This is a genomic window from Mycobacterium sp. P4_H6 (assembly GCF_056400845.1).
Map to the genome: position 1 here is coordinate 1 of NZ_JBFUKN010000020.1, position 25059 is coordinate 25059.

The window sequence follows — 25059 nt, forward strand, 5'->3', positions numbered from 1 at the left end:
CGCTGGCGGTGCTGATGGATGCCACGCTGGTGCGGATGGTCCTGGTACCGGCATTCATGCAGTTGATGGGCCGGTGGAACTGGTGGGCGCCCAGGCCGCTGGCCCGGTTGCATGAGCGGATCGGATTGAATCACTGACGGATTGAACCGAAGGGCGTAGCACCCCGTAATCAGGGTATGGCCACTAATCTCGCCGGAATGCCCAGTTACAGCACGATCGCCGGTGTGCACGGGGTGCTGCCCCCACACCGGTACACCCAGGACGAGATCACCGAGGCGCTGCTCGCCCTGCCCGGATACGAGGGTCTCGAAGACGCCGTTCGTGGCCTGCACAAGAGCGCCAAGGTGAACAGCAGGTATCTGGTCCGGCCGCTGGAGGAGTATGCGACCCTGACCGATTTCGGTGAGGCGAACAATTTGTTCATCGAGCACGCAACCGAACTCGGTTGCGCTGCGCTGGCGGGTGCACTCGACGAGGCCGGGCTCAAACCCGAAGATGTCGATCTGATCGTCACCACCACCGTGACCGGTGCGGTGGTGCCCTCCCTGGATGCCCGGATCGCCGGCAGGCTCGGGTTGCGCCCCGATGTGCGCCGGATCCCGATCTTCGGGCTCGGCTGTGTGGCCGGTGCGGCCGGGATCGCGCGGCTGCACGACTACCTGCGCGGTGCGCCCGACAAGGTGGCGGTGCTGGTGTCGGTGGAGTTGTGCTCGCTGACGCGCAAACATCATCCCTCGATGCCGACGCTGGTGGCCGGTGCGCTGTTCGGCGACGGCGCCTCGGCCGTGGTGGCCGTCGGCGCGGAGCGGGCCGAGCAGCTGAACCCGGTCGGACCGGATGTGCTGGACTCACGCAGCCACCTGTACCCGGATTCGCTACACGCGATGGGCTGGGACATCGGCACCAAGGGATTCGAGATCGTGCTCAGCGCCGAGGTGCCGTCCTTCGTCGGCCGTTACCTCGGCGATGATGTCACCGAATTCCTTGGCGCACATGACCTCACGGTCCCCGATATCGGCACCTGGGTCAGCCATCCGGGTGGCCCGAAGGTGATCGAGGCCATCATCGACACGCTGTCGCTACCAGCGGACGCCCTCGACCTCACCTGGCAGTCGCTCGCCGAGATCGGCAACCTGTCTTCCTCGTCGGTGCTGCACGTGCTGCGCGACACCATCCGCAAACGGCCGGCCGCGGGCACACCCGGTGTGCTGATGGCGATGGGTCCGGGCTTCTGCTCCGAACTCGTGCTGCTGCGGTGGCGCTGACACGATGAGGGCTTTCGTCGCACTGATCCTGCTGGTCGCGGTGGAGCGGGTGGCCGAACTGGTGGTGTCCAAACGCAACCTGGAATGGAGCAAGGCCAACGGGGGCCGTGAATTCGGGGCCGGGCACTACCCGGTGATGGTGGCGCTGCACACCGGACTGCTGGCCGGAGCCGTGCTGGAGGCGCGTACCCGCAGGCGCTGGATCTGGCCGGCGTTCTGGGTGGTGCTGGCCGCCCAGGCACTGCGCTGGTGGTGCATCACCACGCTCGGTAAGCAGTGGAACACCAGGGTGGTCGTGGTGCCGGGCGCGCCGCGCATCGTCGGCGGTCCGTATCGCCTTGTGCCGCATCCCAATTACGTGGCCGTGATCCTGGAGGGCGCCGCGCTGCCCCTGGTGGGTGGCGCCTGGATCACCGCCGGGGTGTTCTCGGTGGCCAACGCGCTGTTGCTGCGCACCCGGATCCGGGTCGAGGACGAAGCACTACAGAGCTTGTCGTGATCGATCTGCTGGTGGCCGGAGGCGGGCCGGCGGGGCTGGTCACCGCGGCGCACGCCGCCCGGGCCGGCCTCGAGGTCGTCGTCGTCGAGCACCGGCGCGGGCCCATCGACAAGGCCTGCGGTGAGGGTCTGATGCCGCACTCCCTGGCCCATCTGGACCGGCTCGGGGTGGGATTCGAAGGACGTCCGTACCGGAACTTCTATGGCATCCGCTACCTCGACGGCCGCCGCACCGCCGAGGCCCGTTTCGCCAACGGTCCGGGCCGCGGGGTGCGCCGCACCGTGTTGCACGACGCCCTCTCCAAGGCCGTCGCCGACGCCGGGGTGCAGGTGGTGCACGGTGAGGTCGGCGAGGTGACCCAGGACGCGACCTCGGTGAGCGCCGCGGGATTACGGGCCCGCTACCTGGCCGCCGCGGACGGTCTGCACTCACCGATCCGCCGTGCCCTGGGCCTGGCCGCGCCCGAACCGCAGCGGCGGCGCTGGGGCATCAGACGTCATGTCCAGATCGCACCCTGGTCGGACTGCGTGGAGGTGCACTGGGGCCGCGACACCGAGGCTTACATCACCCCGGTCAGCGATGACTGCGTGGGCGTCGCGATTCTCAAGTCCACCCGCGGCGGCTTCGAGGAACACCTGCGCCAGTTCCCGGCGCTGATGGACCGGCTGCACGATCGGCCGCACGGGCAGGACCGCGCCGCCGGACCGCTGCGCCAGAAGGTGCGGCACCGCACGACCGGGCGGGTGCTGCTGGTCGGTGATGCCGCCGGCTATGTGGATGCGCTGACCGGTGAAGGGATGGGGCTGGCCTTCGGCGCGGCCGAACTGCTGGTGGACTGCATCGTCACCGACCGCACCGGGGACTACGACCGGCAGTGGCGGTCGCTGACCCGGCGTTACCGGCTGCTGACCGCGGGGCTGTTGCACGCCACCGGGATTCGGCCGGTGCGCGCCGCCATCACTCCAGTGTCGGCGTCGCTTCCTGCGGTGTTCTCGGCTGTGGTGAACGCCCTCGGCGAATAGCGCCGAGCCCGGTCATCCCGTGGTAGACGACCAGTGCCGCGATGGCGCCCAGTGAGATGCCGGTGAACGTCAACGAGCCTGCCTGCCAGGTGAAGTCGGCGATCCCGATGATCAACGGGATGGCCGCGGTCATCTGGTTGACCGGCTTGGAGAAGTCCACCTGGTTGGTCAGCCAGATCCGGATGCCGAGTACCCCGACCAGACCGTAAAGCACGATGGTCGCCCCGCCCAGCACGCCCGGCGGGATGGCCGAGATGGTGGCACCGACCTTGGGGCACAACGACAAGACGATGGCGACCACGGCGGCCACCCAGTAGGCGGCCGTCGAATAGATGCGGGTCGCGGCCATCACGCCGATGTTCTCGGCGTAGGTGGTGGTGGCCGAACCGCCGCCGGCGCCGGCGAGCACGGTGGCCACACCGTCGGCGGCCAGTGCTCTGCCCATCAGTGGGTCCAGGTCGGTGCCGGTCATCTGGCCCACCGACTTCACGTGGCCGATGTTCTCGGCTACCAGCGCGATCACCGCCGGCAGGAACAGCGGCAACACGGCGAGGCTGAACGTCGGGGTCTGGAACTCTGGCAGCCCGATCCAGGCCGCGTCGGCGATCGCCGCGGTGTCCACCTCGCCGAGGGCCAGTGCCAGCAGATACCCGATCACCACCGCCAGGAAAATCGCCAGGCGGCCGATCAGGCCCTTGAAGAACGCCAGTGCCCCGACCAGCAGCACCAGGGTCACCAGGCCRACCAGCGGTCCCTGCTCGAAGTTCGTCTTCGCCGCAGGCGCCAGGTTGAACCCGATCAGTGCGACGATGGCGCCGGTGACGACCGGGGGCAGCGTCAGATCCAGCCAGCGGGTGCCGATCAGGTGCACGACCGCACCGATCAGGATGAGCAGCAGCCCGACCGCGATCAGGCCGCCCAGCGCGCTGCCGGTGCCCTGCGCGGTGACCGCGGCGGTGACCGGGGCGATGACCGCGAAGCTCGAGCCCAGATAGCTGGGCAGCCGGTTGCCGGTGATCAGCAGGAATCCGATGGTGCCCACACCGGAGAACAGCAGGGTGGTGGCGGGCGGGAAGCCGGTCAGCACCGGCACCAGGAACGTCGCCCCGAACATCGCAACCACGTGCTGGGCGCCGATCCCGAGGGTGCGCGGCCAGCTCAGTCGTTCATCGGGCGCGACGACGTCGGCATCGGGTCCCACATATTTCCAACCAAAACGTGTCACGAGTGTTGACTACACACCATGAGGGTTCCGCGCGCAGCACAAATGGTGACGGGCTGGGCGCCCGGCGCGACCGACCTTCGGCATTACCGGCGTAACTGGTTGCGAGGCGACGTACTCGCCGGGGTGACGGTGGCGGCCTATTTGATACCGCAAGTGATGGCGTACGCGACACTGGCGGGGCTGCCACCGGTGGCCGGATTGTGGGCCGCTTTGATTCCGATGATCGTTTACGCGATCCTGGGCTCGTCCAGACAACTGTCGGTCGGACCGGAGTCGACGACGGCGTTGATGACGGCGACGGCCTTGGCGCCGCTGGCGATCGGAGATCCGGCCCGCTACGCGGCGCTGGCGGCGGCGCTGGCCGTCCTGGTCGGCGTCATCTGCCTGGTGGCAGGATTGTGCAGGCTCGGATTCCTCGCGGAATTGTTGTCCCGACCGGTACTGATCGGTTACATGACCGGCGCTGCGGTCGTCATGATCGGCAGTCAGCTCGGCAAGGTGACCGGCGTCGACGTCGACGGTGACGAATTCATCACCCAGATAAGATCTTTCGCTGCCGGCATCGAGAATGTGAACTGGCCCACCCTGGCGCTCTCGGGCGGGGTGCTGGTTCTGCTGCTGGTGCTGTTCCGGGTATCTCCCCGCTTTCCCGGCGCGTTGGTGGCGGTGCTGGCGGCCAGTGCGGCGGTATGGATCCTGGACCTGGAGAGCAGTGGAATCCGGGTGATCGGTGATATCCCGGCCGGGTTCGTCACGCCGGGCCTGCCTGCGGTGTCCGTCGGTGAGTTGGTCACGCTGTGGCTACCGGCACTGGGTATTGCGGTGGTCGCCTTCTCGGACAACGTGTTGACGGCCCGCACCTTCGGATCTCGTAAGGGCGAGACCGTGGATGCCAACGCCGAGCTGCGTGCACTGGGCGTGTGCAATATGGCAACCGGTGTCACCCAGGGGTTTCCGGTGAGTTCGAGTGGTAGCAGGACCGCTCTGGGTGACGCCGTCGGTAGTCGTACCCAGCTCTACTCCCTGGTGATGCTGGCGACCGTGGTGGCGGTGATGGTGGTCGGTGGTGATCTGCTGGCGGGGTTCCCCACCGCCGCGCTCGGTGCGTTGGTGGTGTACGCCGCACTGCGACTGATCGATATCGGCGAGTTCCGGCGGTTGGCGCGGTTCCGTCGCAGCGAGCTGATTCTGGCCATTGCGACCACGGTCGCCGTGCTCGGAATCGGCATGCTCTACGGGGTGTTGGTCGCCATCGGGTTGTCCGTGCTGGACATGTTGCGCCGTATCGCGCGTCCACACGATGGCGTGCTCGGGTACGTGCCGGGTCTGCCCGGCATGCACGATATCGACGACTATCCGGATGCTGTCCCGGTGCCCGGTCTGGTGGTGTACCGCTACGACGCGCCGCTGTTCTTCGTCAACGCCGAGGATTTCCGGCAGCGTGCGATGGCCGCGGTCGCACAGGCCGATCATCCTGTGGAGTGGTTCGTCTACAACGCGGAGGCCAACGTCGACCCCGATCTGACCGCCGTCGACGCGCTGGAACAACTTCGGACGGATCTCACTGCGCGCGGAATCGTTTTCGCGATGGCACGCGTCAAACAGGATCTGCTCGACGATCTGGTGGCGTCGGGATTCTATGAGAAGGTCGGTGCGAATCGGATATACCCGACGCTGCCTACAGCGGTGCAGGCGTTCCGGGACCGCGGAGGCCGTTCAGTCGGGCCATGCCGTTGACCGGTCCGTGGCCCCGGCCGATCGGGTAGGCCGCCTGGATGCACTCGGTGACCCAGACTTTGGCGAAGTTCACGGCGGCCGGAACCGTGTAGCCGTGCGCCAGTGCGGCGGCGATCGCCGCCGCGAGGGTGTCGCCGGCACCGTGGTCGTGCCGGGTGTCGACGCGTGCCGCGGCGAACTGGACGAAGTCCGAGCCGTCGAACAACAGATCGGAGCTGACCGGCGAGTTGCGCAGGTGACCGCCCTTGACCAGTGCCCACTGCGGTCCCAGCGCGTGTAGGGCCCGGGCGGCGTCGCGTTGACTCTGTTCGTCGACGACGTCGATGCCGACGAGCAGGCGCACCTCGTCGAGGTTGGGTGTGACCAGCGTGGCCAGCGGAATGAGGTCATCGCGCATCGCGTCGAGCGCGCTGGGGTGGAGCAGTGGTTCACCGACATTGGAGGCACACACCGGGTCGACCACCAGCGGGACGGCGCCGGCAAGCCGTTCGGCGCGCCAGGTCGCCACGATGGTCTCGATGATCGCCGTGGAGGCCAGCATGCCGGTCTTGGCCGCCTCGATGCCGATGTCGGAGGCGACGGCGCTGATCTGCCCGGCCACCACATCGACAGGGATTTCGTGGAAACCCTTGACGCCCAGTGAGTTCTGTACCGTCACGGCTGTCACCGCGGCGCATCCGTGCACGCCGAGCATGGCGAAGGCGCGCATATCGGCCTGCAGGCCTGCGCTGCCACCGGAGTCGGATCCGGCGATCGTCAGGATCCGCCGCGGCGTCTGTCCCGGTGCGGGCAGCGGGAGATCGGCCATGGCAGGGACCTGGTTCAGCGGTTGCGTGCGGCGTTGGCGCCCAGATATGCGAGGTAGCCCAGTCCGCCGATCGCCGCCAGCTTGCGCGTCTTGGGGACGAGCACGGCCACGCCGAGTGCGGTCTCGATGGTGCCGTTGATCTTGATATACCGGGCGGTGTCGTTCGGGAAGGCAGGCTTGGTGAACGACTCGAATACCTGCGGGGCGACGAAATGCCCCAGGCCCGCGCCGACCAGCGACAGGCCGGCCAGCGTGATGCCCTTCGAACTCTTCTTCTCGCTCAAGGAAATACCTCTCAGTTGAGGATGTAATCGCTCAGGGGGAACTCGGAGGCTTCCCTGATCGCGGTTTCGGTGGTGGTCGGGCGCAGCAGCGTCGGTTCCCCGGCGGGGTTGTAGTAGTAGGACCGTGCGGTGGCGCAGTTGCCCTGGGTGAACAGCGAGTCGCCGAGCAGTTCGGTCATCCGGTCCAGGTAGCGGGTGTTGGCCTCCTCGGAGACCTCGAAGGTGGTGGCACCGCGACGTTGCACCTCGTCGAACAGCCGGTCCATCAGCCGCATCTGATACTCCATGGTGTTGAAGAAGTTCAGGCCCAGGAAGGCGTACGGGCTGGCCAGGCTCAGGTAGTTCGGGAAGTAAGGCATCGACACACCCTGGTAGGCCTGGAACCGCGTGTCACGCCACCACTTTCCGAGGTTGCGTCCGTCGCGTCCGATCACCTCGATGGCGGGGAAGTTGGCCTCCCACAGATCGAAACCGGTGGCCAGCACYAGGGTGTCGATCTCGACCTTGGTGCCGTCCTTGCCGACGATGCCGTCGGACTGTACGTGGTCGATACCGGCATCCTGCAGATGGACGTTGTCGCGGGTGAATGCCCGGTAGTAGCCGTTGCTGAATGTGGGCCGCTTACAGCCGAAGTCGTAATCCGGGGTCAGCCTGCGCCGTAGGTCCTTGTCGCGGATCGTGATGAACCGGTGCAGCTTGGACAGATCGGCGGCCGAGATGTTGCCGCGACCGCGAAACGTCTTGAAGTGGACCACGCCGATCGACACCATGACCTCGTAGACCGAGTCGGTGAACCAGCGCAGCACCCGCTGAGTGGCGGGGATACGGGCGAACACCTTCTTGGCCAGCGGGCCGAAGCGCAGGTCGATCTTGGGCACCACCCAGATCGGGGTGCGCTGGTACACGGTGAGATCTGCGGCCGACTTGGCCAGTTCGGGGATGAGCTGCACCGCGGTGGCGCCGGTGCCGATGACGGCGATCCGTTTTCCGGTGGGGTCGTAATCGTCCTGCCACTCGGTGGTGTGGATGACGCGCCCGTCGAAGTTCTCGATGCCGGGGATGTCGGGGATCTTCGGCTGGGACAGGAAGCCGGTCGCGGTGATCAGGTACTGGGTGCTCAGCACCTCACCGTCGGCGAGGCTCACCTGCCACCGGTTGGTCTCCTCGTCCCAGCGTGCCCCGTCGACGACGGTGCTGAACCGGATGTGGCGGCGCACGTCGTACTTGTCGGCCACATCGTCGGCGTACTGCTTGATCTCGTCGCCGGTGGAGAACAACCGCGACCAGTTCGGGTTCGGCTCGAAGAAGTAGGAGTAGGTGGTGGTGGGGACATCGACGGCAAGCCCGGGATAGTGGTTCACGTACCAGGTGCCGCCGAGGTCGTCCTCGCGGTCCAGGATCACGAAGTTCTCGATCCCCGACCGTTTGAGCTGGATGGCAGCGCCGATGCCGGCGAATCCAGCGCCCACGATGACGGCGTCAAACATGGGTGAAACGGTACCTCAGGTATCGGGCTACTCCTGAAGCGAACCGGTGCGCGGCACCTCGGTGGTGGCGATGCAGGTCACCGCGCGATCGCCGCGCTTCCACGAGTCCGCCGTCGGGTACAGCACGAACATTCCCACCTCGGGGTCCGCCATCGCCGACGGTGAGAACTCCTCCAGCGCGGGCTGGCATTTGTCCTGGTAATCGACGATCGCGGTCTCGCCCGGGAACTCGCTGCCCGGGACGGTGACAACGTGGTAGACCTCGCCCTTGTGCGGATCGGTGCACGCCACGGTCTTCACCGAGGCCACCAGGCTGGCGTCGGACGGGATCTCCGACAGGCAGTCGCCGAGACCGACATCGGCGGCGTTGACAGAGTTCGGGTCGAAGATCTCGTCCTTGTTGGCCACGATCACCGCCACCACCGCGATACCGACCACCACCCACACCGCGGACAACACCAGGCCGGCGATCGCCATCCCGCGCCCGCCCTGGCCCTGCTTGGCCTTGTTGAGCCCGACGAACCCGCAGACCACGCTGACCAGGACGCCACCGAGGACACCGAAGATCAGCGAGACGACGGCCCACCAGTTGGTACCCGGGGGCCGCGGCGGGGGATAGGCCTGCCCGTACGGGTCGGAATAGGGGATGGGAGGTGGCGGCGGGTACGACCCGGCCGGTGGGGGTGGATAGTTCCCGGGCGGAGGCGGCGGGAAGCTCCCGGGCGGCGGCCCGTACCCAGGCGGTGGCGGCAGGCTCATGCAAGAAAGATAGCCGCGGCGGTCACCGCGAGCAGGGGGACGTCCAAAGTCTTGGACCCCAGATCATGTCGCGCCCCGGTGACCTCGACGATCTCTGTCGGCCCGGTCACCAGCGCGGCCGCCGTGCGGATCTCGTCGATGGTGCCGAACGGGTCGGCGGTGCCGTGGGTGAACACCGTCGGCGCGGTGATGCCGGGCAGGTGTTCGGTGCGTGCGCGTTCGGGCTTGCCGGGCGGGTGCAAGGGATAGGAGAACAGTGTCAGCACATCGGGTGCTGACGTGTCGGCCGCCACCATGGAGGTCATCCGCCCGCCGTAGGAGTGCCCGCCGGCGACCACCGGCCCGTGCCCGAGCCCGCGTGCCCAGTCGATCGCCTCGACGATGCCCTCCTGATCGGATGTCGCGGAGTTCGACGGCGGCCCCTTCGGCCGGCGGCGCCGGTAGGGCAAGTTGTAGCGGACGGCGAGATAGCCGTGGCGCGCCCATTCGTCGCAGATCCGGACCAGCATCGGGGAATCACGGTTGCCGCCCGCGCCATGGGTCAGCACGACGGTGCCCTTGGGTTTCCCGTCCGGTTCGTGTGCGACACCGGCCAGGTCGTCGAGCGTCACTGCAGAAGCCTGAACAGCGCGTTGACCGGTCCGTGTCCGTGACCCAGCGGGTATGCGGCGCGCAGACATTCGGTCACCCAGCGCTTCCCGAAGGCCACCGCCTCGGGGACGGTGTACCCGTGCGCCAGCGCGGTCGCGGTGGCGGCGGCCAGGGTGTCGCCGGCGCCGTGGTCATGGCCGGTGTCGATGCGCGGTCCGTCGAACTCGTGGAACTCGGTGCCGTCGAACAGCAGGTCGGGGCTGGCACCCGAGGAGCGTAGGTGCCCACCCTTGACCAGCACCCACTGGGCGCCGAGCGCGTGCAGCGCCCGGGCCGCTTCCTTCTGGCTGGCCGCGTCGACGACGTCGACATCCACGAGCAGTCGCACCTCGTCGAGGTTCGGGGTGACCAGGGTGGCGAGCGGAAACAGTTCGGTGCGAATGGAGTTCAGCGCCGACGGATGCAGCAGCGGGTCCCCGTGCATGGAGGCACACACCGGATCCACCACCAGTGGCACCCCGGTGTCCAGACCGCGCCAGGTCTCGGCGATCGTGGCGATGATCTCGGCGGAGGCCAGCATGCCGGTCTTGGCGGCCTGGATGCCGATATCGTCGACGACGGCGGTGATCTGGCCGGCGACCACGTCGAGCGGTATCTCGTGAAACCCCTTGACACCCACCGAGTTCTGCACCGTGACGGCGGTGACGGCCACACACCCGTGCACGCCCAGCATGGCGAACGTGCGCATATCGGCCTGGATGCCCGCGCCGCCGCCGGAATCGGAGCCGGCGATGGTCATCACCCGGGTCGGGGTCTGCCCCGGTAAGGGCAGCGGTAGGAACTCGGTCATGAGGTCAAGGGTAGATACACCCGGTTGCCGTGTTCCGCGAACTCCAGTGATTTCTCCGCCATGGCGTCCCGGATGTCCTGCGTGATGCGCATCGAGCAGAACTTCGGGCCGCACATCGAGCAGAAATGCGCGGTCTTGGCCGGCTCGGCGGGCAGCGTCTCGTCGTGGTACTCGCGGGCGGTGTCCGGGTCGAGGGACAGGGCGAACTGATCGTGCCAGCGGAACTCGAAGCGGGCCAGCGACAGTGCGTCGTCGCGCAGTTGTGCCCGGGGATGCCCCTTGGCCAGATCGGCGGCATGCGCGGCGATCCGGTAGGCGATCACCCCGTCCTTGACGTCCTTGCGGTTGGGCAGGCCGAGGTGCTCCTTGGGGGTGACATAGCAGAGCATCGCGGTGCCGGCCTGGGCGATGATCGCCGCGCCGATCGCGCTGGTGATGTGGTCATAGGCAGGTGCGATGTCGGTGGCCAACGGGCCGAGGGTGTAGAACGGCGCCTCCTCGCACCACTCCTCTTCCAGCCGTACGTTCTCCACGATCTTGTGCATCGGGACGTGTCCGGGGCCTTCGATCATCACCTGCACGCCATGAGATTTGGCGATCTTGGTGAGTTCGCCGAGGGTACGCAGTTCGGCGAACTGCGCCTCGTCGTTGGCGTCGGCGATCGATCCCGGGCGCAGGCCGTCGCCGAGTGAGAACGTCACGTCGTAGCGGGCGAGTATCTCGCAGAGTTCCTCGAAGTTCTCGTACAGGAACGATTCCCGGTGATGGGCGAGCATCCAGGCCGCCATGATGGAACCGCCGCGTGACACGATCCCGGTGATCCGCTTGACGGTCAGCGGGATATAGCGAAGCAACACCCCGGCGTGCACCGTCATGTAGTCAACGCCCTGCTCACACTGCTCGATCACGGTGTCGCGGTAGGACTCCCACGTCATCTTGGTGGGATCGCCGTTGACCTTCTCCAGCGCCTGGTACATCGGCACGGTGCCGACCGGCACGGGGGAGTTGCGCAGGATCCACTCCCTGGTGAGGTGGATGTCCTTGCCGGTGGACAGGTCCATGATCGTGTCCGCACCCCACCGGGTCGCCCAGACCATCTTGTCGACTTCTTCGGCGATCGAGCTCGTCACGGCCGAATTGCCGATATTGGCATTGACTTTCACCCCGAATGCCTTGCCGATGATCATCGGTTCGCTCTCGGGATGGTGGTGGTTGGCCGGGATGACAGCCCTGCCGATGGCCACCTCGTCGCGCACCAACTCGGGGGAGACCCCTTCGCGTTCGGCGATGAACGCCATCTCGGCGGTGATCTCGCCGTTCCGTGCGCGCTGCAGCTGGGTGCCGCGGTCGGAGACGATGCCGGCCCGCGGTGGCAGGCCCTTCTCCAGATCGATGGTGGCGGTGTCATCGGTGTACGGGCCGGACGTGTCGTAGAGGTCGAAATGGTCGCCGGTGCTCAGATGCACGCGCCGGCACGGCACACCCGTCGGCGAATAGAACTTGGAACTGCCCGCGATGGGACCAACGGAAACACTCATCAACACATCTCCCTACGCCGGCATTACCCGGTCAGGTTCGTACGGTCGACGGCCCTAGCCGTCCTCTCAGCGCGCTGGTGCGCGCTCCCGTGTGGACGGGTCCAACGTAGCGCATCCCGTCCGGATTGCCGAGAGATCGTTTGTATAGCTAATATATGTTTTTGCCGATTCGTAGATCGAGATCTGATGACAACTGAGCTTGAACGCAACCGCGCCCGGCTGGATCACGACCATCCCTTCTACAAGTGGATAGTGCTGTCCAACACCACGTTGGGCATCCTGCTGGCCGCCATCAACGCCTCCATCGTGCTCATCTCGCTGCCCGCGATCTTCCGGGGTATCGGGTTGAACCCGTTGGCGCCGGGCAATGTCAGCTATCTGCTCTGGATGATCATGGGCTACCTGGTGGTGACGGCCGTCCTGGTCGTCCCGTTCGGCCGGCTCGGGGACATGTTCGGCCGGGTGCGGATCTACAACCTGGGTTTCGTGGTCTTCACCGTGGCGGCCGTCGCGCTGTCCTTCGACCCGTTCCACCTCGGCGGCGGCGCGGTCTGGCTGATCGCCTGGCGCGTCATCCAGGGCATCGGTGGCGCCATGCTGATGGCCTCGTCGTCGGCGATCCTCACCGACGCGTTCCCCGCCAATCAGCGCGGGATGGCGCTCGGGGTGAACATGGTGGCCGCGGTGGCCGGGTCGTTCCTGGGCCTGCTGATCGGCGGCGTGCTCTCCGAGTGGCACTGGCAGGCCATCTTCTGGGTCGGGGTGCCGATCGGTGTGCTGGGCACCATCTGGAGCGTGCGGTCGCTGCGCGAACTCGGGGTGCGTACCCCGGGACGGCTGGACTGGGCGGGCACGCTGACCTTCGGCATCGGGCTGACGGTGCTGCTCGTAGGTATCACCTATGGCATCCAGCCCTACGGCGACGCCACCACCGGGTGGACCAACCCGTGGGTGCTCGGATCGATCATCGCCGGGGTGGGGATCCTGGTGGCTTTCTGCTTCATCGAATTGCGGGTCGATCAGCCGATGGTGGACATCCGGCTGTTTCGTTCTGCCGCATTCGGAATGGGCAACCTGGCCGGACTGATGTCCTCGGTGGGGCGCGGTGGTCTGCAATTCATGCTGATCATCTGGCTGCAGGGGATCTGGCTTCCGTTGCACGGGTACAGCTTCGAATCGACCCCGCTGTGGGCGGGCATCTATCTGCTGCCCGTGACCGTCGGGTTCCTGGTGGCCGCGCCGGTGGCGGGCACGCTGGCAGACCGGTTCGGCGCGCGTCCGCTGACGGTCGGCGGGATGCTGCTGATGGCGGCGTCCTTCGTTGCGCTGCTGATGATTCCGGTGAACTTCGACTACTGGGTTTTCGCGCTGCTGGTTTTCCTGAACGGACTGGGCGGCGGTATCTTCACCGCGCCCAATACGGCGGCCATCATGTCCAGCGTGCCCGCCGCCCAGCGCGGTGCCGCCTCGGGCGTGCGGGCCACCTTCTTCAATGCGGGGTCGTCGCTGTCGATCGGCATCTTCTTCTCACTGATGATCGTCGGGCTGGCCAACTCACTGCCATCGGCGTTGAGCAGCGGTCTTCAGGCGCAAGGTGTTTCGGCCTCCGTCGCGCACGAGGTGGCCAACACGCCGCCGGTGGGCAGTCTGTTCGCGGCGTTCCTGGGCTACAACCCGATCGGCGAACTGCTCGCGCCCTCGGGTGCGCTGGACGCGCCGGGGGTCAATGCCGAGGTGCTGACCGGCAAGACGTTCTTCCCCGAGCTGATCACCGAGCCGTTCCATTCCGGGTTGACGGTGGTGTTCCTGGCCGCCGCGGTGATGATGCTCATCGGCGCGGTGGCGTCCATGTTCAGCGCGGGTCGCTACGGAGCGGACAGCCAGAACGGTGACGGTTCGTAACCCGAATAGTGCGTAATCCGAGTAGGTGACTACTCGGGTTCGAGGCGCGCCGACTGGCTACCCTTCCCTCAGTTCCTCGTGAAGGGAGGGTCATGAAGCATCGATCAGCACGACGGGCACCAGTTGCATTGGCCGCCTTGGGTGTTGTGCTCCTCGTYGGAGTGCCCGGTGTGCCACTTGCATCGGCGGAACCGCTTGTCTGTGAGCCACAGAAGGGCGGCGGTGGAAAGATCTGTACTGACGGCGAATCGACGTACACGATCCACGAGTTCTGCGGTGCGGATGGGTGCGACGAGACCCAGCCGGAGATCGCCCCCGGCGGTTAGTGGAACTCGCGCTGCCAACTGTGGACGCCTGGAAAGTGAGCCGTTCCAGCAATCCGTCTAGCGCACCTCATCGACGGGGACGGCTGGATCGGACGGGGTCGACGCCCCGGTGCGGTCGCTGGCAGATCTTGCCAACACTTTGCTATCGCGACCATTTCTCGTCGACTGTGCAATGCGGAGAGTCCAGCTGTTCGGCTCGCGAAAACCGCTGTTCAGGGCTTATCGACAGGCGAACTGATGTTTCCGGAGGCAAATCTCGACCTGGCTAATTTTGGGGGTATTCAAGATCACTGTTCTTGCGTATGCAAGTACGCGATCTTGATCGATTCTGGATCCTGCGACGAAGCGGCATGTACCTGCGAAAACGTAGGTGACTAATGGCTCGGCAACTTGTACAGTCAAGGCGACAACTCGACGCAATCCTGGGGGGATAGCAAAATGAACAAGATCATTGTGGGGGCACTGGGAGCGGCGTTTGCCGCGGCCACCATTGGGGTAGCTGCACCGGCTCAGGCCGATGATGCATTCCCCAGCCCGTTCGACCTCTATGGCCAGGAGATCATCAAACTGCCCTTCTTCGGCAGCATCCGCTTCATCGATGGTCCAGACCGCGGTCCCGGCTTCCAGGGCGTCAAGGGTCCTCGTGGGGCGAACACGTCCGGGCCGAAGTCACACGGAAACCCTTCAGCTCCCTGACACCCACTGACCAATGAGCCCCGCGCCCCGTCCGAGGTGCGGGGTTCATCGRCATCCGCAGCGCTGTGGTGTCCGCGCCTACACTCGGCTCCGTGACGACCATTCAGCGCAGGGCCTTCAACGACGCGATCACCCGGTTCTGGAGTTTCGCCGCCCCGGCCTACGACACGGGGTGTCTGCAGCGCTTTGTGTACAAGCCTGCCCAGGACGAAGTCATCGAGCAGCTCCGCAGCCACGGTTCCCGGCAGATCGCCGACGTGGCGTGCGGCACCGGCATCCTGGCCGCGCGCATCCAGCGCGACCTGCGCCCCGACGAGGTCTACGGCCTCGACATGTCCGACGGCATGCTCGCCCAGGCCCGTCAGCGCTCGGACCGGGTGCGCTGGATGTCCGCACCGGCCGAGCAGCTGCCCTTCGAGGACGGCTTCCTGGACGCGGTGGTGACCACCTCGGCCTTCCACTTCTTCGATCAGCCGGCCGCACTCAAGGAATTCCACCGGGTGCTGACGCCGGGCGGCATCGTCGCCGTCACCACCATGAGCCCGCGTCAGGCGTTCCCGCCGTTGCACGCCCTTTCGGCCGGCCTCGGCGCTCCCGCCCACGCACCGACCCCGGATGCGATGCGGGAGCTGTTCGAAGCGGCCGGCTTCCGGGTCGAGGAACAGCATCGGGTGCAGCGGCCGGTGTGGACGCCGATCTCCGACCTGATCACCGTCGGCGTCAAGCCTTCTTGATCCACTTCTCGCCGGCCTTGGCGGCGCGGTGCAGGGCGCCGTACTCGCCGAGGTAGGCCGCGACCGCCCCGACCACCGGGAGCATGCCGATATAGCGGAAGATCTGCCGCGGGTGCGGCCGCTTGCCGAGTTCGTCGCCGACGGAATTGAGAATGCCGGCGAGGTGCCACAGCTTCTGCACCATGTTGTCCGGCCACGGCTCGTCGATGTCCGGCAGCGGCGGGTCGGGGATCTCGCGCCCGCACAGCACCGAGGCCAGCATCCGCACCTGGTCCTTGCGGTCGGTCAGCTCGTACTCGCGTGCCACCGCGCACAGGATGAGCGTCTGGCCGGCGAAGCCCAGCAGATCCTGGATAGGCAGCCGGCTGGCCAGCGCCCCGAGGGCACCGGGCCAGGCCACCGCGACGGTGTCCAACAGGCCGACCCGCCAGATCCACCAGCTGACCCGTTCGGAGCGGCTCTTGGCGTCCCACGCCTCGGTGCCGGGCACCTCGAGGAACTCGAGATGCTGTCGGACGCCGAGCGGATCGAACTCCGCGAGCACGTCCAGGATCAGCCCGGACAGCGCTGCGGCCCGCCCGAGCGCGTCGGCGACATCATTGTCCGACAGTTCGACCTTAGGCAGCAGATCCATCAGGACACCTCGATCAGGACGGGGGCATGATCGCTGGGCGACTTGCCTTTTCGTTCCTCGCGGACGATCTCGGCGTGTGTCACCCGCTCGCCCAGCGCAGCGGATCCGAGGATGAAGTCGATGCGCATGCCCTGTTTCTTCGGGAACCGCAACTGGGTGTAGTCCCAGTAGGTGTAGACGCCGGGCCCCGGCGTGAAAGGCCTTACCACGTCGGTGAATCCGGCGTCGACCATGGCCTGGAAGGCTGCCCGCTCCGGCGCCGAGACGTGGGTGGACCCTTCGAAGGCCGTGGGATCCCAGACGTCCTCGTCGGTGGGGGCGATGTTCCAGTCACCGGTCAGCGCGACCGGCAGAGACGGGTCGTCGGCGATCCACTTCGACGCGCTGTCGCGCAGGGCGGCAAGCCATTCCAGCTTGTACGGGTAGTGCGGGTCGGCCAGGGTGCGGCCGTTGGGAACGTACAGGCTCCAGACCCGTACCCCGCCGCAGGTCGCGCCGATGGCCCGGGCCTCGGCCAGCGCCTGCCATTGAGGCTGGCCGTCAAAGCCGATCTCGACGTTGTCCAGCCCGACCCGGGAGGCGATGGCCACCCCGTTCCACTGGTTGAGCCCCACATGCGCGATCTCGTAGCCCAGCGCCGCGAACRGCAGCGCCGGGAACTGGGCATCGGTGCACTTGGTCTCCTGCATGGTCAGCACGTCGACATCGGCACGGGACAACCAGTCGGTCACCCGGTCCACCCGGGTGCGAATGGAGTTGACGTTCCAGGTGGCCAGGCGCATGCCCCCAACCTTAGGACAGGCGCCGGAACCCCATGTCATCGCCGATCACCGTGGTCGGTCCGATCGGCACCTGCTTGGGGTCCGCGCCACCCGTCTCGACGAACGTCAGCTTGTCCGTCCAGGCCTTGCGGATGAGATCTTCGAATGCCATCACGGTGAGTTGCTCACCGGGGCAGCGCCGGTAGCCGAACCCGAACGGGGCGAAACCTGCGTAGTCGCACACCGGCGCCGGGCGGTCTTCGGCCACCCCGAACACCGTGCCGAACGCGCTGTTGTGCAGAGCGGCCTTGCGTCCGTCCTTGACCTCGAAGGTCTTCGCCGGATCGAAGGGGCAGTTCGCCAACCCCATCTGCCGGATACGGGCTTCGTCGATCTGGGCGCTGGTCGGCGCATCCCGGTAGCGCGCCGGGTCGAAATCGTCGGGGTTGGTCCACTGCACCGGATCGTGGCTGGTCGAGGTGTGCGGATTGATGATGAAACTGTGCCGCTCGATGACCGGCTCACTGGTCTCGGCCAGCGCGGAAATGCTGCCGCCGTTGGGCGATATGGTGCGGAAGAGTTCCATCACGAAGCGTTCCAGCGGCGGGAACGCGGTGCCGTCGGGACGGTCGAACGGGCCCGACATCGTCGCGGTGTAGGAGTCCTTGACCTGCTGATCGGTACTCAGTCTGGTCATCACGTTGTACAGGGAGTTGCCCCACTGGCTGAACGCGACGAAGTTGTGGAAGCACTCGAACACCACATCCTTGTGATTGAAGTGCTCACTGCCCTCACCGTTCTTGATCCAGTACCAGCCGAACGTCTTCTGCGGTTCGGGTGTCTTGCCGGAGCTGATATCGGCGAGCCGGTCGTCGATCCACGATTTCAGGAAGTCGAGGTGGCGCCGTACCGTCATGTAGTTGTCGTAGACGATCTGCTCTGTCGGATCACGATATGCCAGAACGGTATTGAAGCTCGCCCCGATCTCGCGGACCTGCTGCGGGATATCGGCTCCCCGCACACCCAGGTGCAGGTCCCAGTAGAGATCCCAGAAGGTGTCCAGGTAGATCGACATCAGTGGCTTGTCGGCGTTGGCGGGGCTGAACAGGTCATCCCAGTAGCGGACAATCTTGTCGCGGTACATCCCGGCGTACAGGTCCGGAGTGACCGCCGACATGTAGATCCGCTTACGCAGGTTGTCGGGACCGCGCTTTTCCAGCCCTTGCAGGAACACCGTGACGCCCTGCTCGGGGTCGGGTTTCCAGGTCTTGGACAGTAGGCCCCACAGATCGAACGGGAGGGCGTTCTCCTTGGTGAGGGCCACGTCGATCATCGGCAGCACCGGGCGTTGACCCTCCAGCACCCGGTTCATGAAGTGCGGGACGATGGCGTTGTCGACGTACTCCTGGTCGTAACGCTCCATGAACTGGTTGCGCAGGTCGGCGATCTGGCCGGGCAGGTCGCTGTATGGCGCGGTCGCCGTGTCGGCTGATGAACAAGCGACCGAGAGCGTGGCGACTGCGCCCGCACCGCCCGCCAGGAAGGTACGTCTGCGCATGGTGGATAACCTTTCGCCGGATGTCCTCCGACAAAATTAGCACTGACGTCACTTTTTAGACGGGTTCGGGCACTTTCAGTTCCTTGCGCAGCGCGGTGAAATCGCTGATCGTCTTGGTGGCGACCGACGCGACGGGACGGGCATTGCGGCCGGTCGCCTCGGTCTTGGACACCATGACCACCCCGTCGATATAGGGCTGGATGGTGGTGGCGTTCTGCACGGTTGCGACGATGACGAGCTGGAACCCGAACTTGCGGAATGCCTGCAGGGCCTGCTGGGCGAACTGCGGATCGGATTTGGAGAACGCCTCGTCCAGCATGAGCTGCGCGAAAACCGGTTTGTTGTCTCCACTTTCGGGATTGGCCAGGTTGAAGCTCAGCGCGCCCGCGAGGCAGAACGCCATCAGCTTCTCCTGCTCACCGCCGGAGTTGTCGCCGGCGTTGCTGTGCGTCCGGATCAGTTCCTCGCTGCGCACATCCCACTCCGCGCAGTCGAAGGTGAAGCGGTTGCGCACGTCGAGAGCGTCGCGGGTCCAGGCGCGATCCTCGGGAGTGTTGCCGGCCAACCGATTACGCAGGCGCAGGATATCGGCGTACTGATCCAGGATCGCCTTCTTGTCGCCGAGGCCGACCTCGGCGATACGGCGCGAGATGGACTTGACGATATCGGTGAGCTCTGCGACGGCGACCAGGCTGCGCGGAGTGGCGCGCAGCGTCAGTCGGGTGCCGCGGTTGAACTCCACCGAGCCCAATCCGGTGTTGACCCTGTCGATCTGGTCGCTGATGCGTCGGGTCTCCTGCTCGGCCACCCGGTGCAGGGTCAGGATCGCATCGGGGGCCTGCTCGGTGATCAGCCGCATCATCCGGTCGTAGGCGTCCGGCAGCTCGCGTTCATCGATGTGGCGGCAGACGGCGACGTAATCGTGGACCCGCTCGTCGAAATCCTCGGAGTCATTGGGAATGGCATCGGGAAATGACGTGTCGAAGGTGGTGATGATGCGGGCCAGTTCCTCATGGGAACGTCTGCGGCTTTCGGTGAGCTGATCACGCTCGCGGCGGATCGCGGCCAGCAGCGCCTCGCGGTGCGGTTCCGGGTTCAGCAGCTCCAGCGCGACGGGGACCTCGGCGGAGTAGCGGCGCAGCAGCTCGGTGGCGGCATCCGAGATCGCCGCCGGGGCCAGCCGGTCCTGCAGATCCATCAGCCGGGTACGGCGTCCGTCGAGGTCGTCACGCCGGGTCTGGATGGCGCCACGGCGCGTCATCAAGGTCTGGATGTCGATCCAGCACTCGTCGGCGCGGGCGCTGAGCGCCTCCACATCGGGGTTGTCGGCCATCAGCAGGTCGTACTGCTCGCGCAGCCGGTCGGCGTGCCCGTCGGCGGTCTCGGTGTCGATCTGGCTCCACTGCGGGAACTGCTCGCAGATCGCCTTGCAGGCCGCGGCGCGGTCCCGCCACTGCTGGCGACCGGCGGCGATATCGTCGGCGGCCTGGCGCGCCTGCTCGAAAGCCTGCTCGGCTTCTGCCAATTCGGCGGTCAGCGCGTCCAGCTTGGCGGTGATGTCGCCCTGGTAGATGTACTCCGACGGTTTGAGTGCGCGGCGGTCGTCCTTGATCGCCAGCCGGTCGGAGTCCTTGTACAGCCCGGCATCGGTGACCGCCCGGCGGAACCGAGCGAACAGATCCGGGGTGTCCACGCAGATGTGGTCGCCGGCGGCGCTCAGGATATCGAGTGCCTCTGCCGCGCAGGGATGGTCCGGGTTGACGACGAACAGCTTGCCCGCCAACGTGTTCGGCTCGGGCTCACGATCGGGGGCATTGATCCGTACATGGTGCAGCGCGAGCCGGCCACGCATATTGGTCTCGTTGACGAAGCGCAGCACCTTGGCGTAGTGCTCATCGGGGACCAGTAGCCGCAGCCCGACCGAACGCAGCACCTTCTCGACCGCGGCACGCCACCGGTTCTCCTCGGGGCGCAGGTCCATCAGCTCGGCGACATAGGGCAGCGCCGACGGATCGACACCCACTGCGGCGCAGATGTGTTCGCGCATGGTGACCGCGAACTCGGGCAGCGCGGACCCCACGTGTTCGACGCGTTTGAGTTCCTTTGCCGCGTGGTCGCGCGTCATCCGCGCCGCCTTCTGGGCGTACTCGGCATCGGTGGAGGCTTCCCGGCCGCGTTCCAGCTTCACCGCAAGGCCGGCGGCCTGCTTGCTGAGATCCTCACGCAGATTCCAGAACTCGTCCGCGCTCTCGGGCACCGGCACGCCCTGCGCGGAGACCATCTCCTCGTAGGCCGCGTAGCGCCGGGTGATCTCCTCGGCCTGGGCCTCGGCGGCGGCCACCTGCGATTGCAGCGGGCCGACATTGGTGCTCGCGCCGCTGATCTGGGCGTTGAGCGAATCACCTTCGGCCTTGGCCAGATTGAGCTGCCTGGTCAGGTCGGCGTATTCGTTCTCCAGCTGATCGATGGTGCCGTCCAGGTTCTCGACCTGGGCCGGGCACTGCTGCAGACGCACATGATCGGTGTAGGCCCGCACCATCTGGGTATCGACGAGATCGATGATGCCGAGGTCCGAGGACTCCGAGGCGTAGCGGACCTGGATGGTCTCGATATCGCCGAGGATCTTGCGTTTACGCTGGGCCACGGCCAGCAGCTCGCGGGCCTCCACCAGCGGGTCGATCTGCTTGAGGGCCTCGGGCAGCCGGGCCAGGCTGTCGGGTTCATCGAGCATGAAATCGCGGACGAACTGCTCAAGGCCGCCGACGCTCTTGAGCGACTTGGCCTTTCCGAGCAGCTGCTGGGCGGCCTCGGAGGCGCGGATCCCGATGGAGGCGTACAGCTGGGCCAGATACTGGGATTCCACCTTGGTGGAGAACCGCCAGCTGTCCTTGAAGACCGCGCTGTCGAAACGGCCGGCCGCCCAACGGTTGCAGACCTCTTCGATGTCCAGGTCGCCGTCACCGAGGACGAACCTGCTCGACGAGTCCGAACGCGACTCGCCGGTGAGCCATTTCAGCACCAACCCGGTGATGGAGCGGCCGGTGTTGCTGGTGTAGGTCACGGCGACCGCCGACCAGGTGGTGCCCTCGCCGCGCAGATAGATGACCTGGCTGACCCCGTTGTCACTGCGCTGGCCCCAGGCGCCGCGCACGTATTTGTCGACGGTGCGTCGCCCGGCGCTGGAACCGGCGGCGGTGTTGTCGCCCGAGGCGTTGAAGTTGCGCCGGTTGAACGGCAGGAATCCGAGCGAGATGGCATCCAGCAGTGAGGATTTTCCACTGCCGGACCCGCCGGCGATCAGTGAGCCGCCGGCGCTGATGGGCACCGAATGGTAGCCGTCGAAGACACCCCAGTTGATGACCTGCAGCCGGGACAGGTGGAACTGCTCACTCATTCCGAACCGCCCTTCAGCAGCTGCTCGAACTGCTGCTGCAGTTCGGTGATGACCGAGGCCGTCATGATCGCGGTGATCACCGGGCTGACGGTATAACTGTCCTCGTCGTCGCGGGTCTTGCGCAGGATGTCCAGCCCGGCCAGTCGGGCGATGGCGGCGTCGACACGCGCGGTGAAGGTGACGGTGTCGCGGTCGGTGTCATTGAGCACCCCGGCGAACAGCCCGTGCACCTCATCGCGGGTGATGAGGAAGCTGGAATCGCCACCGGCGCGCATCATCTGGGCCAGGTGCAGCGCCAGGATGGAGTCGTAGGTGCCCAGCGGTTCGCGCCGCAACAGCTTGGCGCCCTTGGTCGGCTCATAGCGCGCCTGCTCGATGTAGGCGATGTCGACCTGTTCGGCGATCCGGAGCTGAAGGTCCAACTCGGACAACCGGACCGACAGCTCGGTGCGGTACTCCAGGATCCAGCTGTAGATGTCGGGATCGGATTCGCTGCTGACGTAGCGCCGGGTCAGCAGGTGCTGCAGCGCCCAGCAGGCCCGGTCGGGCATGGCGCTGACGTCGCCGTCGAAGCGTGGACGGCGTTGCGTCGGTGTGCGACCCCCGTTGCGGTCCACATCGGGTAGCGAGGCGAAGTCGATGTCGGAGTCGGTCACGACGCAACCTCGGAAACCGGTTCGGTGAACATCAGGTGCGGAACCTCCATCTCGCGGTCGTGGCCGTCCAGCGAGTGGAATCGGACAGTGACCGGTACTGCGTCCGTGGTGGACGGTTGCTTGAGCGCCCACGACCAGAGCACGATCACATGACCCAGATACGGGGAATCGAGCATCTCCAGGGCGTCCGGAAGAGACACCGGCAGAGACGAATTCAGCATCTTCGACAGAGCGGGCGCATCGACCTGGGTGGTCAGCGAGGAGAACGTGGTCAGGTCGACCACGCCGTCCGCCACCTCGGCGGGCTTGGGCGCGGACAGGTCGTTGATCCGGAAGCTCAGCGCCCCGACCGAACTGATCGCATGCCGGGCCAGCGGCACCTCGATGGGCAGGCGGGAGTCGGTGAACGACTCCTTGAGCAGGGCCCGCGCGGTACCGATGGCCTCGTTGAGCTGACGGGCCACCCCGCGGGTCTGCTCCAGGGTGCCGAACGCGGTGAACCGCTTGACCCGCTGGGCGCAGCGCTGCTGGATGCGCTCCACCTCGTCGATCTGGTGGCCGACCAGTTCGAAGAAGCCGGCCATCACCTTGCGCAGCGCCGGGTCCAGTTCGGGCAGGGTGGCGGCCACCGTGGCGATATCGGCCTCGAACTCGGCCCGCTGATCGGGGTCGTTGATCATCCGCAGGAACGCCCGATGCGAATCGCGGCCCGCCGAATCCCAGGCCGCCTGGTAGTCGTCGTACATCTGGCGCTGCCGGTCGCGGTACTCGAGGTTGGTGTCGATCGGGTCGTCCAGCGCCGAGGTGGCCTGCTCGATCATGGTGCCGTACAGGCCGATATCGGTGATCAGCCGTTCCATCTGCATCGCGATGGCGCGGGCCTCGTCGTACATGCCGGTGACATCGGGCTCGGGCCGCAACCCGGCGTCGAGTTCGTCGAGTTCGGCGTGCAGCGCCGCGATCTCGGCCTCGATGCCCTCCCGGATCCGGTCCGGGTCGTCACCGACGCGGATGGCGACCTGCTTGAGCCGCGACGCGATGCCGTTGATGGATCCGCCGGTGGCGATGGTGTCGTTGCGGCGCATCCCGCGCACGAAGTCCAGGGCCCGGCGCGCGTCCTGGGTCAGGTAGCAGACATTGCGTTCGCTTCCCTGATGTTGGGAGGCCACGCGGTGCAGCCAGCCCTGGCTGGCCCAGGTCTTGATCAGCGCCAGGCCGGACTGTTCGCCGGTCTCGTGGAGTGCCTCCAGGTCGCGTTCCAGCCGGACCACCAGCTCGGTCTCGCCGACCAGTCCCTCGAACAGGTGACGCTCCATCAGCGTGGCGTAGACCGCGAGGTTCGAGGTGGCCAACAGCCGCACCGCGCGCGAGCCCTGCACCTCGCGGTTGGCATCGAGTAACTCACGCATGGGGCACGAGGCTATCTGCGCGCACGTAGCGGTGACGGTGATGCAACCGAAATCCGGCGGACTCGTAGAGCGTGAGCGCCGGCCGATTCTCGTCGAGGACCTCGACGTAGGCGCGGGTCGCGCCCTGTTCGGTGCCCCAGATCTGCAGGGCCGAGCAGATTGCGCGGGCCAGTCCGGTGCGGCGCGCGGATTCCGCGACACGCACGCACGACACGCCGAGCCAGCGCGTGCCGTCCGGTGCCGTGGTCACCGCGCCCCGGCCGACGGCGGTGACTTCTCCCGTCGCTGCGCTCGCCCCGGTACCGAGCGAGGCGAACGTCACGCGGCCGTCGAGCACGGCGGTCAGGACCTCGGTGGGCACCTCGCGCCGGTAGGTCGCCAGCCAGGCCTCGCTGGGCCGGTCGGCCAGCGTCACATCGGGGCGGGCGGACGGTGACGTCGTCAGGGAACAGGTCAGCATCCGGGTGGGTTTGATGCCCGCGGCCTTGATGGGCAGCAGCCGCTCGGGCAGCGCCAGCCAGGGCTCCAGGTGGCGCTGCGCGTACCAGTCGATGATGGCGGGCAGCGCCTCGGTGTTCGACGAGAACAGCAGCGGGACAGCGGAGTTGGCGCGGCTGGTGTGACCGCCAGCGGCGCGCAGCAGCCAGCCGTCGCACCAGTGCTGTTCGGTACCCGGCCAGGCCAGCGCGGCGGCATGTTCGAGGGCACGGATCTCGGAGTTACGCACCGCCGCGTGGGACAGCTCGCGCACCGACACCACGTCGGCCGGGTCGATCTCGACGGCGTCGCCGGACTTGGTGCGCACCACCACGACGGGCCCGAGTGCCTCCAGGTGCCCGACCACGTCGGTCAGGGCGGCGTCATTCAGGGCGCTGGGAATCCGGTAGCGCAGGGACACCCGGCTGCCGACGGACGGCATGGCGG

The 25059-nt window shown here is 66.7% G+C and carries 22 protein-coding genes and 1 riboswitch; of the genes, 7 read left to right on the top strand and 15 right to left on the bottom strand.

From position 1 onward, the window contains the following. Positions 1–197: 197 nt before the first annotated feature. From AC1DTF_RS10695 to AC1DTF_RS10705, 3 genes are read left to right on the top strand one after another with little or no spacing between them, the layout of a single operon-like run. The gene (locus AC1DTF_RS10695) at positions 198–1265 is read left to right on the top strand and encodes a type III polyketide synthase (protein WP_477474058.1); all 1068 of its coding nucleotides are present in this window, start codon (positions 198–200) and stop codon (positions 1263–1265) included. A gap of 4 nt (positions 1266–1269) precedes the next feature. Next, positions 1270–1764, top strand: coding sequence for an isoprenylcysteine carboxyl methyltransferase family protein (locus tag AC1DTF_RS10700; RefSeq protein WP_057170219.1), 495 nt, complete (start codon positions 1270–1272; stop codon positions 1762–1764). After that, positions 1761–2786 (top strand): NAD(P)/FAD-dependent oxidoreductase, encoded by a 1026-nt coding sequence (locus AC1DTF_RS10705; RefSeq protein WP_477474059.1) that lies wholly within the window; start codon positions 1761–1763, stop codon positions 2784–2786. The genes AC1DTF_RS10700 and AC1DTF_RS10705 overlap by 4 nt, the downstream gene beginning before the upstream one ends. On the opposite strand, the gene AC1DTF_RS10710 is transcribed toward AC1DTF_RS10705, so the two are convergent. Beyond that, positions 2722–4011: a uracil-xanthine permease family protein gene (locus tag AC1DTF_RS10710; RefSeq protein WP_477474060.1), complete on the bottom strand. Its 1290-nt coding sequence runs from the start codon at positions 4009–4011 to the stop codon at positions 2722–2724. The genes AC1DTF_RS10705 and AC1DTF_RS10710 overlap by 65 nt on opposite strands. Before the next feature lie 42 nt (positions 4012–4053). Here AC1DTF_RS10710 and AC1DTF_RS10715 point away from each other — a divergent pair, with 42 nt between their 5' ends. Then, positions 4054–5748 (top strand): SulP family inorganic anion transporter, encoded by a 1695-nt coding sequence (locus AC1DTF_RS10715; RefSeq protein WP_477474097.1) that lies wholly within the window; start codon positions 4054–4056, stop codon positions 5746–5748. Here the strand turns inward: AC1DTF_RS10715 and thiD (AC1DTF_RS10720) are convergent. The 7 genes from thiD (AC1DTF_RS10720) to thiC form a co-directional block, all read right to left on the bottom strand. After that, positions 5690–6556, bottom strand: a complete 867-nt coding sequence (thiD, locus tag AC1DTF_RS10720) for a bifunctional hydroxymethylpyrimidine kinase/phosphomethylpyrimidine kinase (RefSeq protein WP_477474061.1) — start codon at positions 6554–6556, stop codon at positions 5690–5692. The genes AC1DTF_RS10715 and thiD (AC1DTF_RS10720) overlap by 59 nt on opposite strands. Before the next feature lie 14 nt (positions 6557–6570). Beyond that, positions 6571–6840 carry a hypothetical protein gene (locus tag AC1DTF_RS10725; protein ID WP_057170216.1) on the bottom strand — a complete coding sequence of 90 codons (270 nt, stop codon included), beginning with the start codon at positions 6838–6840 and terminating at the stop codon, positions 6571–6573. Between the two features lie 11 nt (positions 6841–6851). Beyond that, the gene (locus tag AC1DTF_RS10730; protein ID WP_057170215.1) at positions 6852–8327 is read right to left on the bottom strand and encodes a flavin-containing monooxygenase; all 1476 of its coding nucleotides are present in this window, start codon (positions 8325–8327) and stop codon (positions 6852–6854) included. 27 nt (positions 8328–8354) lie between these two features. After that, complete coding sequence (locus AC1DTF_RS10735) at positions 8355–9086, bottom strand: DUF4190 domain-containing protein (protein WP_057170214.1); 732 nt, start codon at positions 9084–9086, stop codon at positions 8355–8357. Beyond that, on the bottom strand, positions 9083–9697 hold the full coding sequence (locus AC1DTF_RS10740; protein ID WP_477474062.1) for an alpha/beta hydrolase family protein: 615 nt from the start codon (positions 9695–9697) through the stop codon (positions 9083–9085). The genes AC1DTF_RS10735 and AC1DTF_RS10740 overlap by 4 nt, the downstream gene beginning before the upstream one ends. Next, complete coding sequence (gene thiD, locus AC1DTF_RS10745) at positions 9694–10527, bottom strand: bifunctional hydroxymethylpyrimidine kinase/phosphomethylpyrimidine kinase (RefSeq protein ID WP_477474063.1); 834 nt, start codon at positions 10525–10527, stop codon at positions 9694–9696. The genes AC1DTF_RS10740 and thiD (AC1DTF_RS10745) overlap by 4 nt, the downstream gene beginning before the upstream one ends. Continuing rightward, a complete protein-coding gene (gene thiC, locus AC1DTF_RS10750) occupies positions 10524–12065 on the bottom strand; it encodes a phosphomethylpyrimidine synthase ThiC (RefSeq protein WP_057170688.1) in 1542 nt (513 codons plus the stop codon). The genes thiD (AC1DTF_RS10745) and thiC overlap by 4 nt, the downstream gene beginning before the upstream one ends. Continuing rightward, positions 12058–12166: riboswitch (TPP riboswitch) on the bottom strand. (Overlaps the previous gene by 8 nt.) Positions 12167–12251: 85 nt before the next feature. Here thiC and AC1DTF_RS10755 point away from each other — a divergent pair. From AC1DTF_RS10755 to AC1DTF_RS10765, 3 genes are all read left to right on the top strand, one after another. Next, positions 12252–13967 carry an MFS transporter gene (locus AC1DTF_RS10755; protein ID WP_057170211.1) on the top strand — a complete coding sequence of 572 codons (1716 nt, stop codon included), beginning with the start codon at positions 12252–12254 and terminating at the stop codon, positions 13965–13967. Positions 13968–14731: 764 nt separating this feature from the next. Continuing rightward, complete coding sequence (locus tag AC1DTF_RS10760; protein ID WP_057170210.1) at positions 14732–14989, top strand: hypothetical protein; 258 nt, start codon at positions 14732–14734, stop codon at positions 14987–14989. Positions 14990–15081: 92 nt separating this feature from the next. After that, positions 15082–15723, top strand: coding sequence for a class I SAM-dependent methyltransferase (locus tag AC1DTF_RS10765; protein ID WP_057170687.1), 642 nt, complete (start codon positions 15082–15084; stop codon positions 15721–15723). Here AC1DTF_RS10765 and AC1DTF_RS10770 read toward each other — a convergent pair. The 7 genes from AC1DTF_RS10770 to AC1DTF_RS10800 are packed head-to-tail and all read right to left on the bottom strand — an operon-like array spanning position 15710 to position 25054. Then, positions 15710–16357, bottom strand: a complete 648-nt coding sequence (locus AC1DTF_RS10770; protein WP_057170209.1) for a hypothetical protein — start codon at positions 16355–16357, stop codon at positions 15710–15712. The two genes, AC1DTF_RS10765 and AC1DTF_RS10770, sit on opposite strands and share 14 nt — an antisense overlap. Then, entirely contained in the window at positions 16357–17139 is a 783-nt protein-coding gene (locus tag AC1DTF_RS10775; RefSeq protein WP_477474064.1) for an exodeoxyribonuclease III, read from the bottom strand. The genes AC1DTF_RS10770 and AC1DTF_RS10775 overlap by 1 nt, the downstream gene beginning before the upstream one ends. Before the next feature lie 10 nt (positions 17140–17149). Next, positions 17150–18676, bottom strand: coding sequence for a cytochrome P450 family protein (locus AC1DTF_RS10780; RefSeq protein ID WP_477474065.1), 1527 nt, complete (start codon positions 18674–18676; stop codon positions 17150–17152). 55 nt (positions 18677–18731) lie between these two features. Then, the gene (locus AC1DTF_RS10785; protein ID WP_057170206.1) at positions 18732–22070 is read right to left on the bottom strand and encodes an ATP-binding protein; all 3339 of its coding nucleotides are present in this window, start codon (positions 22068–22070) and stop codon (positions 18732–18734) included. Beyond that, positions 22067–22726: a DUF4194 domain-containing protein gene (locus AC1DTF_RS10790; RefSeq protein WP_057170205.1), complete on the bottom strand. Its 660-nt coding sequence runs from the start codon at positions 22724–22726 to the stop codon at positions 22067–22069. The genes AC1DTF_RS10785 and AC1DTF_RS10790 overlap by 4 nt, the downstream gene beginning before the upstream one ends. After that, a complete protein-coding gene (locus tag AC1DTF_RS10795; protein ID WP_057170204.1) occupies positions 22723–24135 on the bottom strand; it encodes a DUF3375 domain-containing protein in 1413 nt (470 codons plus the stop codon). Before AC1DTF_RS10795 ends, AC1DTF_RS10790 begins: the two co-directional genes overlap by 4 nt. Next, positions 24128–25054: an N-acetylglutamate synthase, CG3035 family gene (locus AC1DTF_RS10800; RefSeq protein WP_057170686.1), complete on the bottom strand. Its 927-nt coding sequence runs from the start codon at positions 25052–25054 to the stop codon at positions 24128–24130. The genes AC1DTF_RS10795 and AC1DTF_RS10800 overlap by 8 nt, the downstream gene beginning before the upstream one ends. Positions 25055–25059: the final 5 nt, after the last annotated feature.

Bases quoted from the DNA above. Each gene is read 5' to 3' on its own strand.
- AC1DTF_RS10695 (WP_477474058.1), top strand. From the start codon at position 198: ATGCCCAGTTACAGCACGATCGCCGGTGTGCACGGGGTGCTGCCCCCA.
- AC1DTF_RS10700 (WP_057170219.1), top strand. From the start codon at position 1,270: ATGAGGGCTTTCGTCGCACTGATCCTGCTGGTCGCGGTGGAGCGGGTG.
- AC1DTF_RS10715 (WP_477474097.1), top strand. From the start codon at position 4,054: ATGGTGACGGGCTGGGCGCCCGGCGCGACCGACCTTCGGCATTACCGG.
- thiD (WP_477474061.1), bottom strand. From the start codon at position 6,556: ATGGCCGATCTCCCGCTGCCCGCACCGGGACAGACGCCGCGGCGGATC.
- AC1DTF_RS10735 (WP_057170214.1), bottom strand. From the start codon at position 9,086: ATGAGCCTGCCGCCACCGCCTGGGTACGGGCCGCCGCCCGGGAGCTTC.
- thiD (WP_477474063.1), bottom strand. From the start codon at position 10,527: ATGACCGAGTTCCTACCGCTGCCCTTACCGGGGCAGACCCCGACCCGG.
- thiC (WP_057170688.1), bottom strand. From the start codon at position 12,065: ATGAGTGTTTCCGTTGGTCCCATCGCGGGCAGTTCCAAGTTCTATTCG.
- AC1DTF_RS10755 (WP_057170211.1), top strand. From the start codon at position 12,252: ATGACAACTGAGCTTGAACGCAACCGCGCCCGGCTGGATCACGACCAT.
- AC1DTF_RS10760 (WP_057170210.1), top strand. From the start codon at position 14,732: ATGAACAAGATCATTGTGGGGGCACTGGGAGCGGCGTTTGCCGCGGCC.
- AC1DTF_RS10770 (WP_057170209.1), bottom strand. From the start codon at position 16,357: ATGGATCTGCTGCCTAAGGTCGAACTGTCGGACAATGATGTCGCCGAC.
- AC1DTF_RS10780 (WP_477474065.1), bottom strand. From the start codon at position 18,676: ATGCGCAGACGTACCTTCCTGGCGGGCGGTGCGGGCGCAGTCGCCACG.
- AC1DTF_RS10785 (WP_057170206.1), bottom strand. From the start codon at position 22,070: ATGAGTGAGCAGTTCCACCTGTCCCGGCTGCAGGTCATCAACTGGGGT.
- AC1DTF_RS10795 (WP_057170204.1), bottom strand. From the start codon at position 24,135: ATGCGTGAGTTACTCGATGCCAACCGCGAGGTGCAGGGCTCGCGCGCG.
- AC1DTF_RS10800 (WP_057170686.1), bottom strand. From the start codon at position 25,054: ATGCCGTCCGTCGGCAGCCGGGTGTCCCTGCGCTACCGGATTCCCAGC.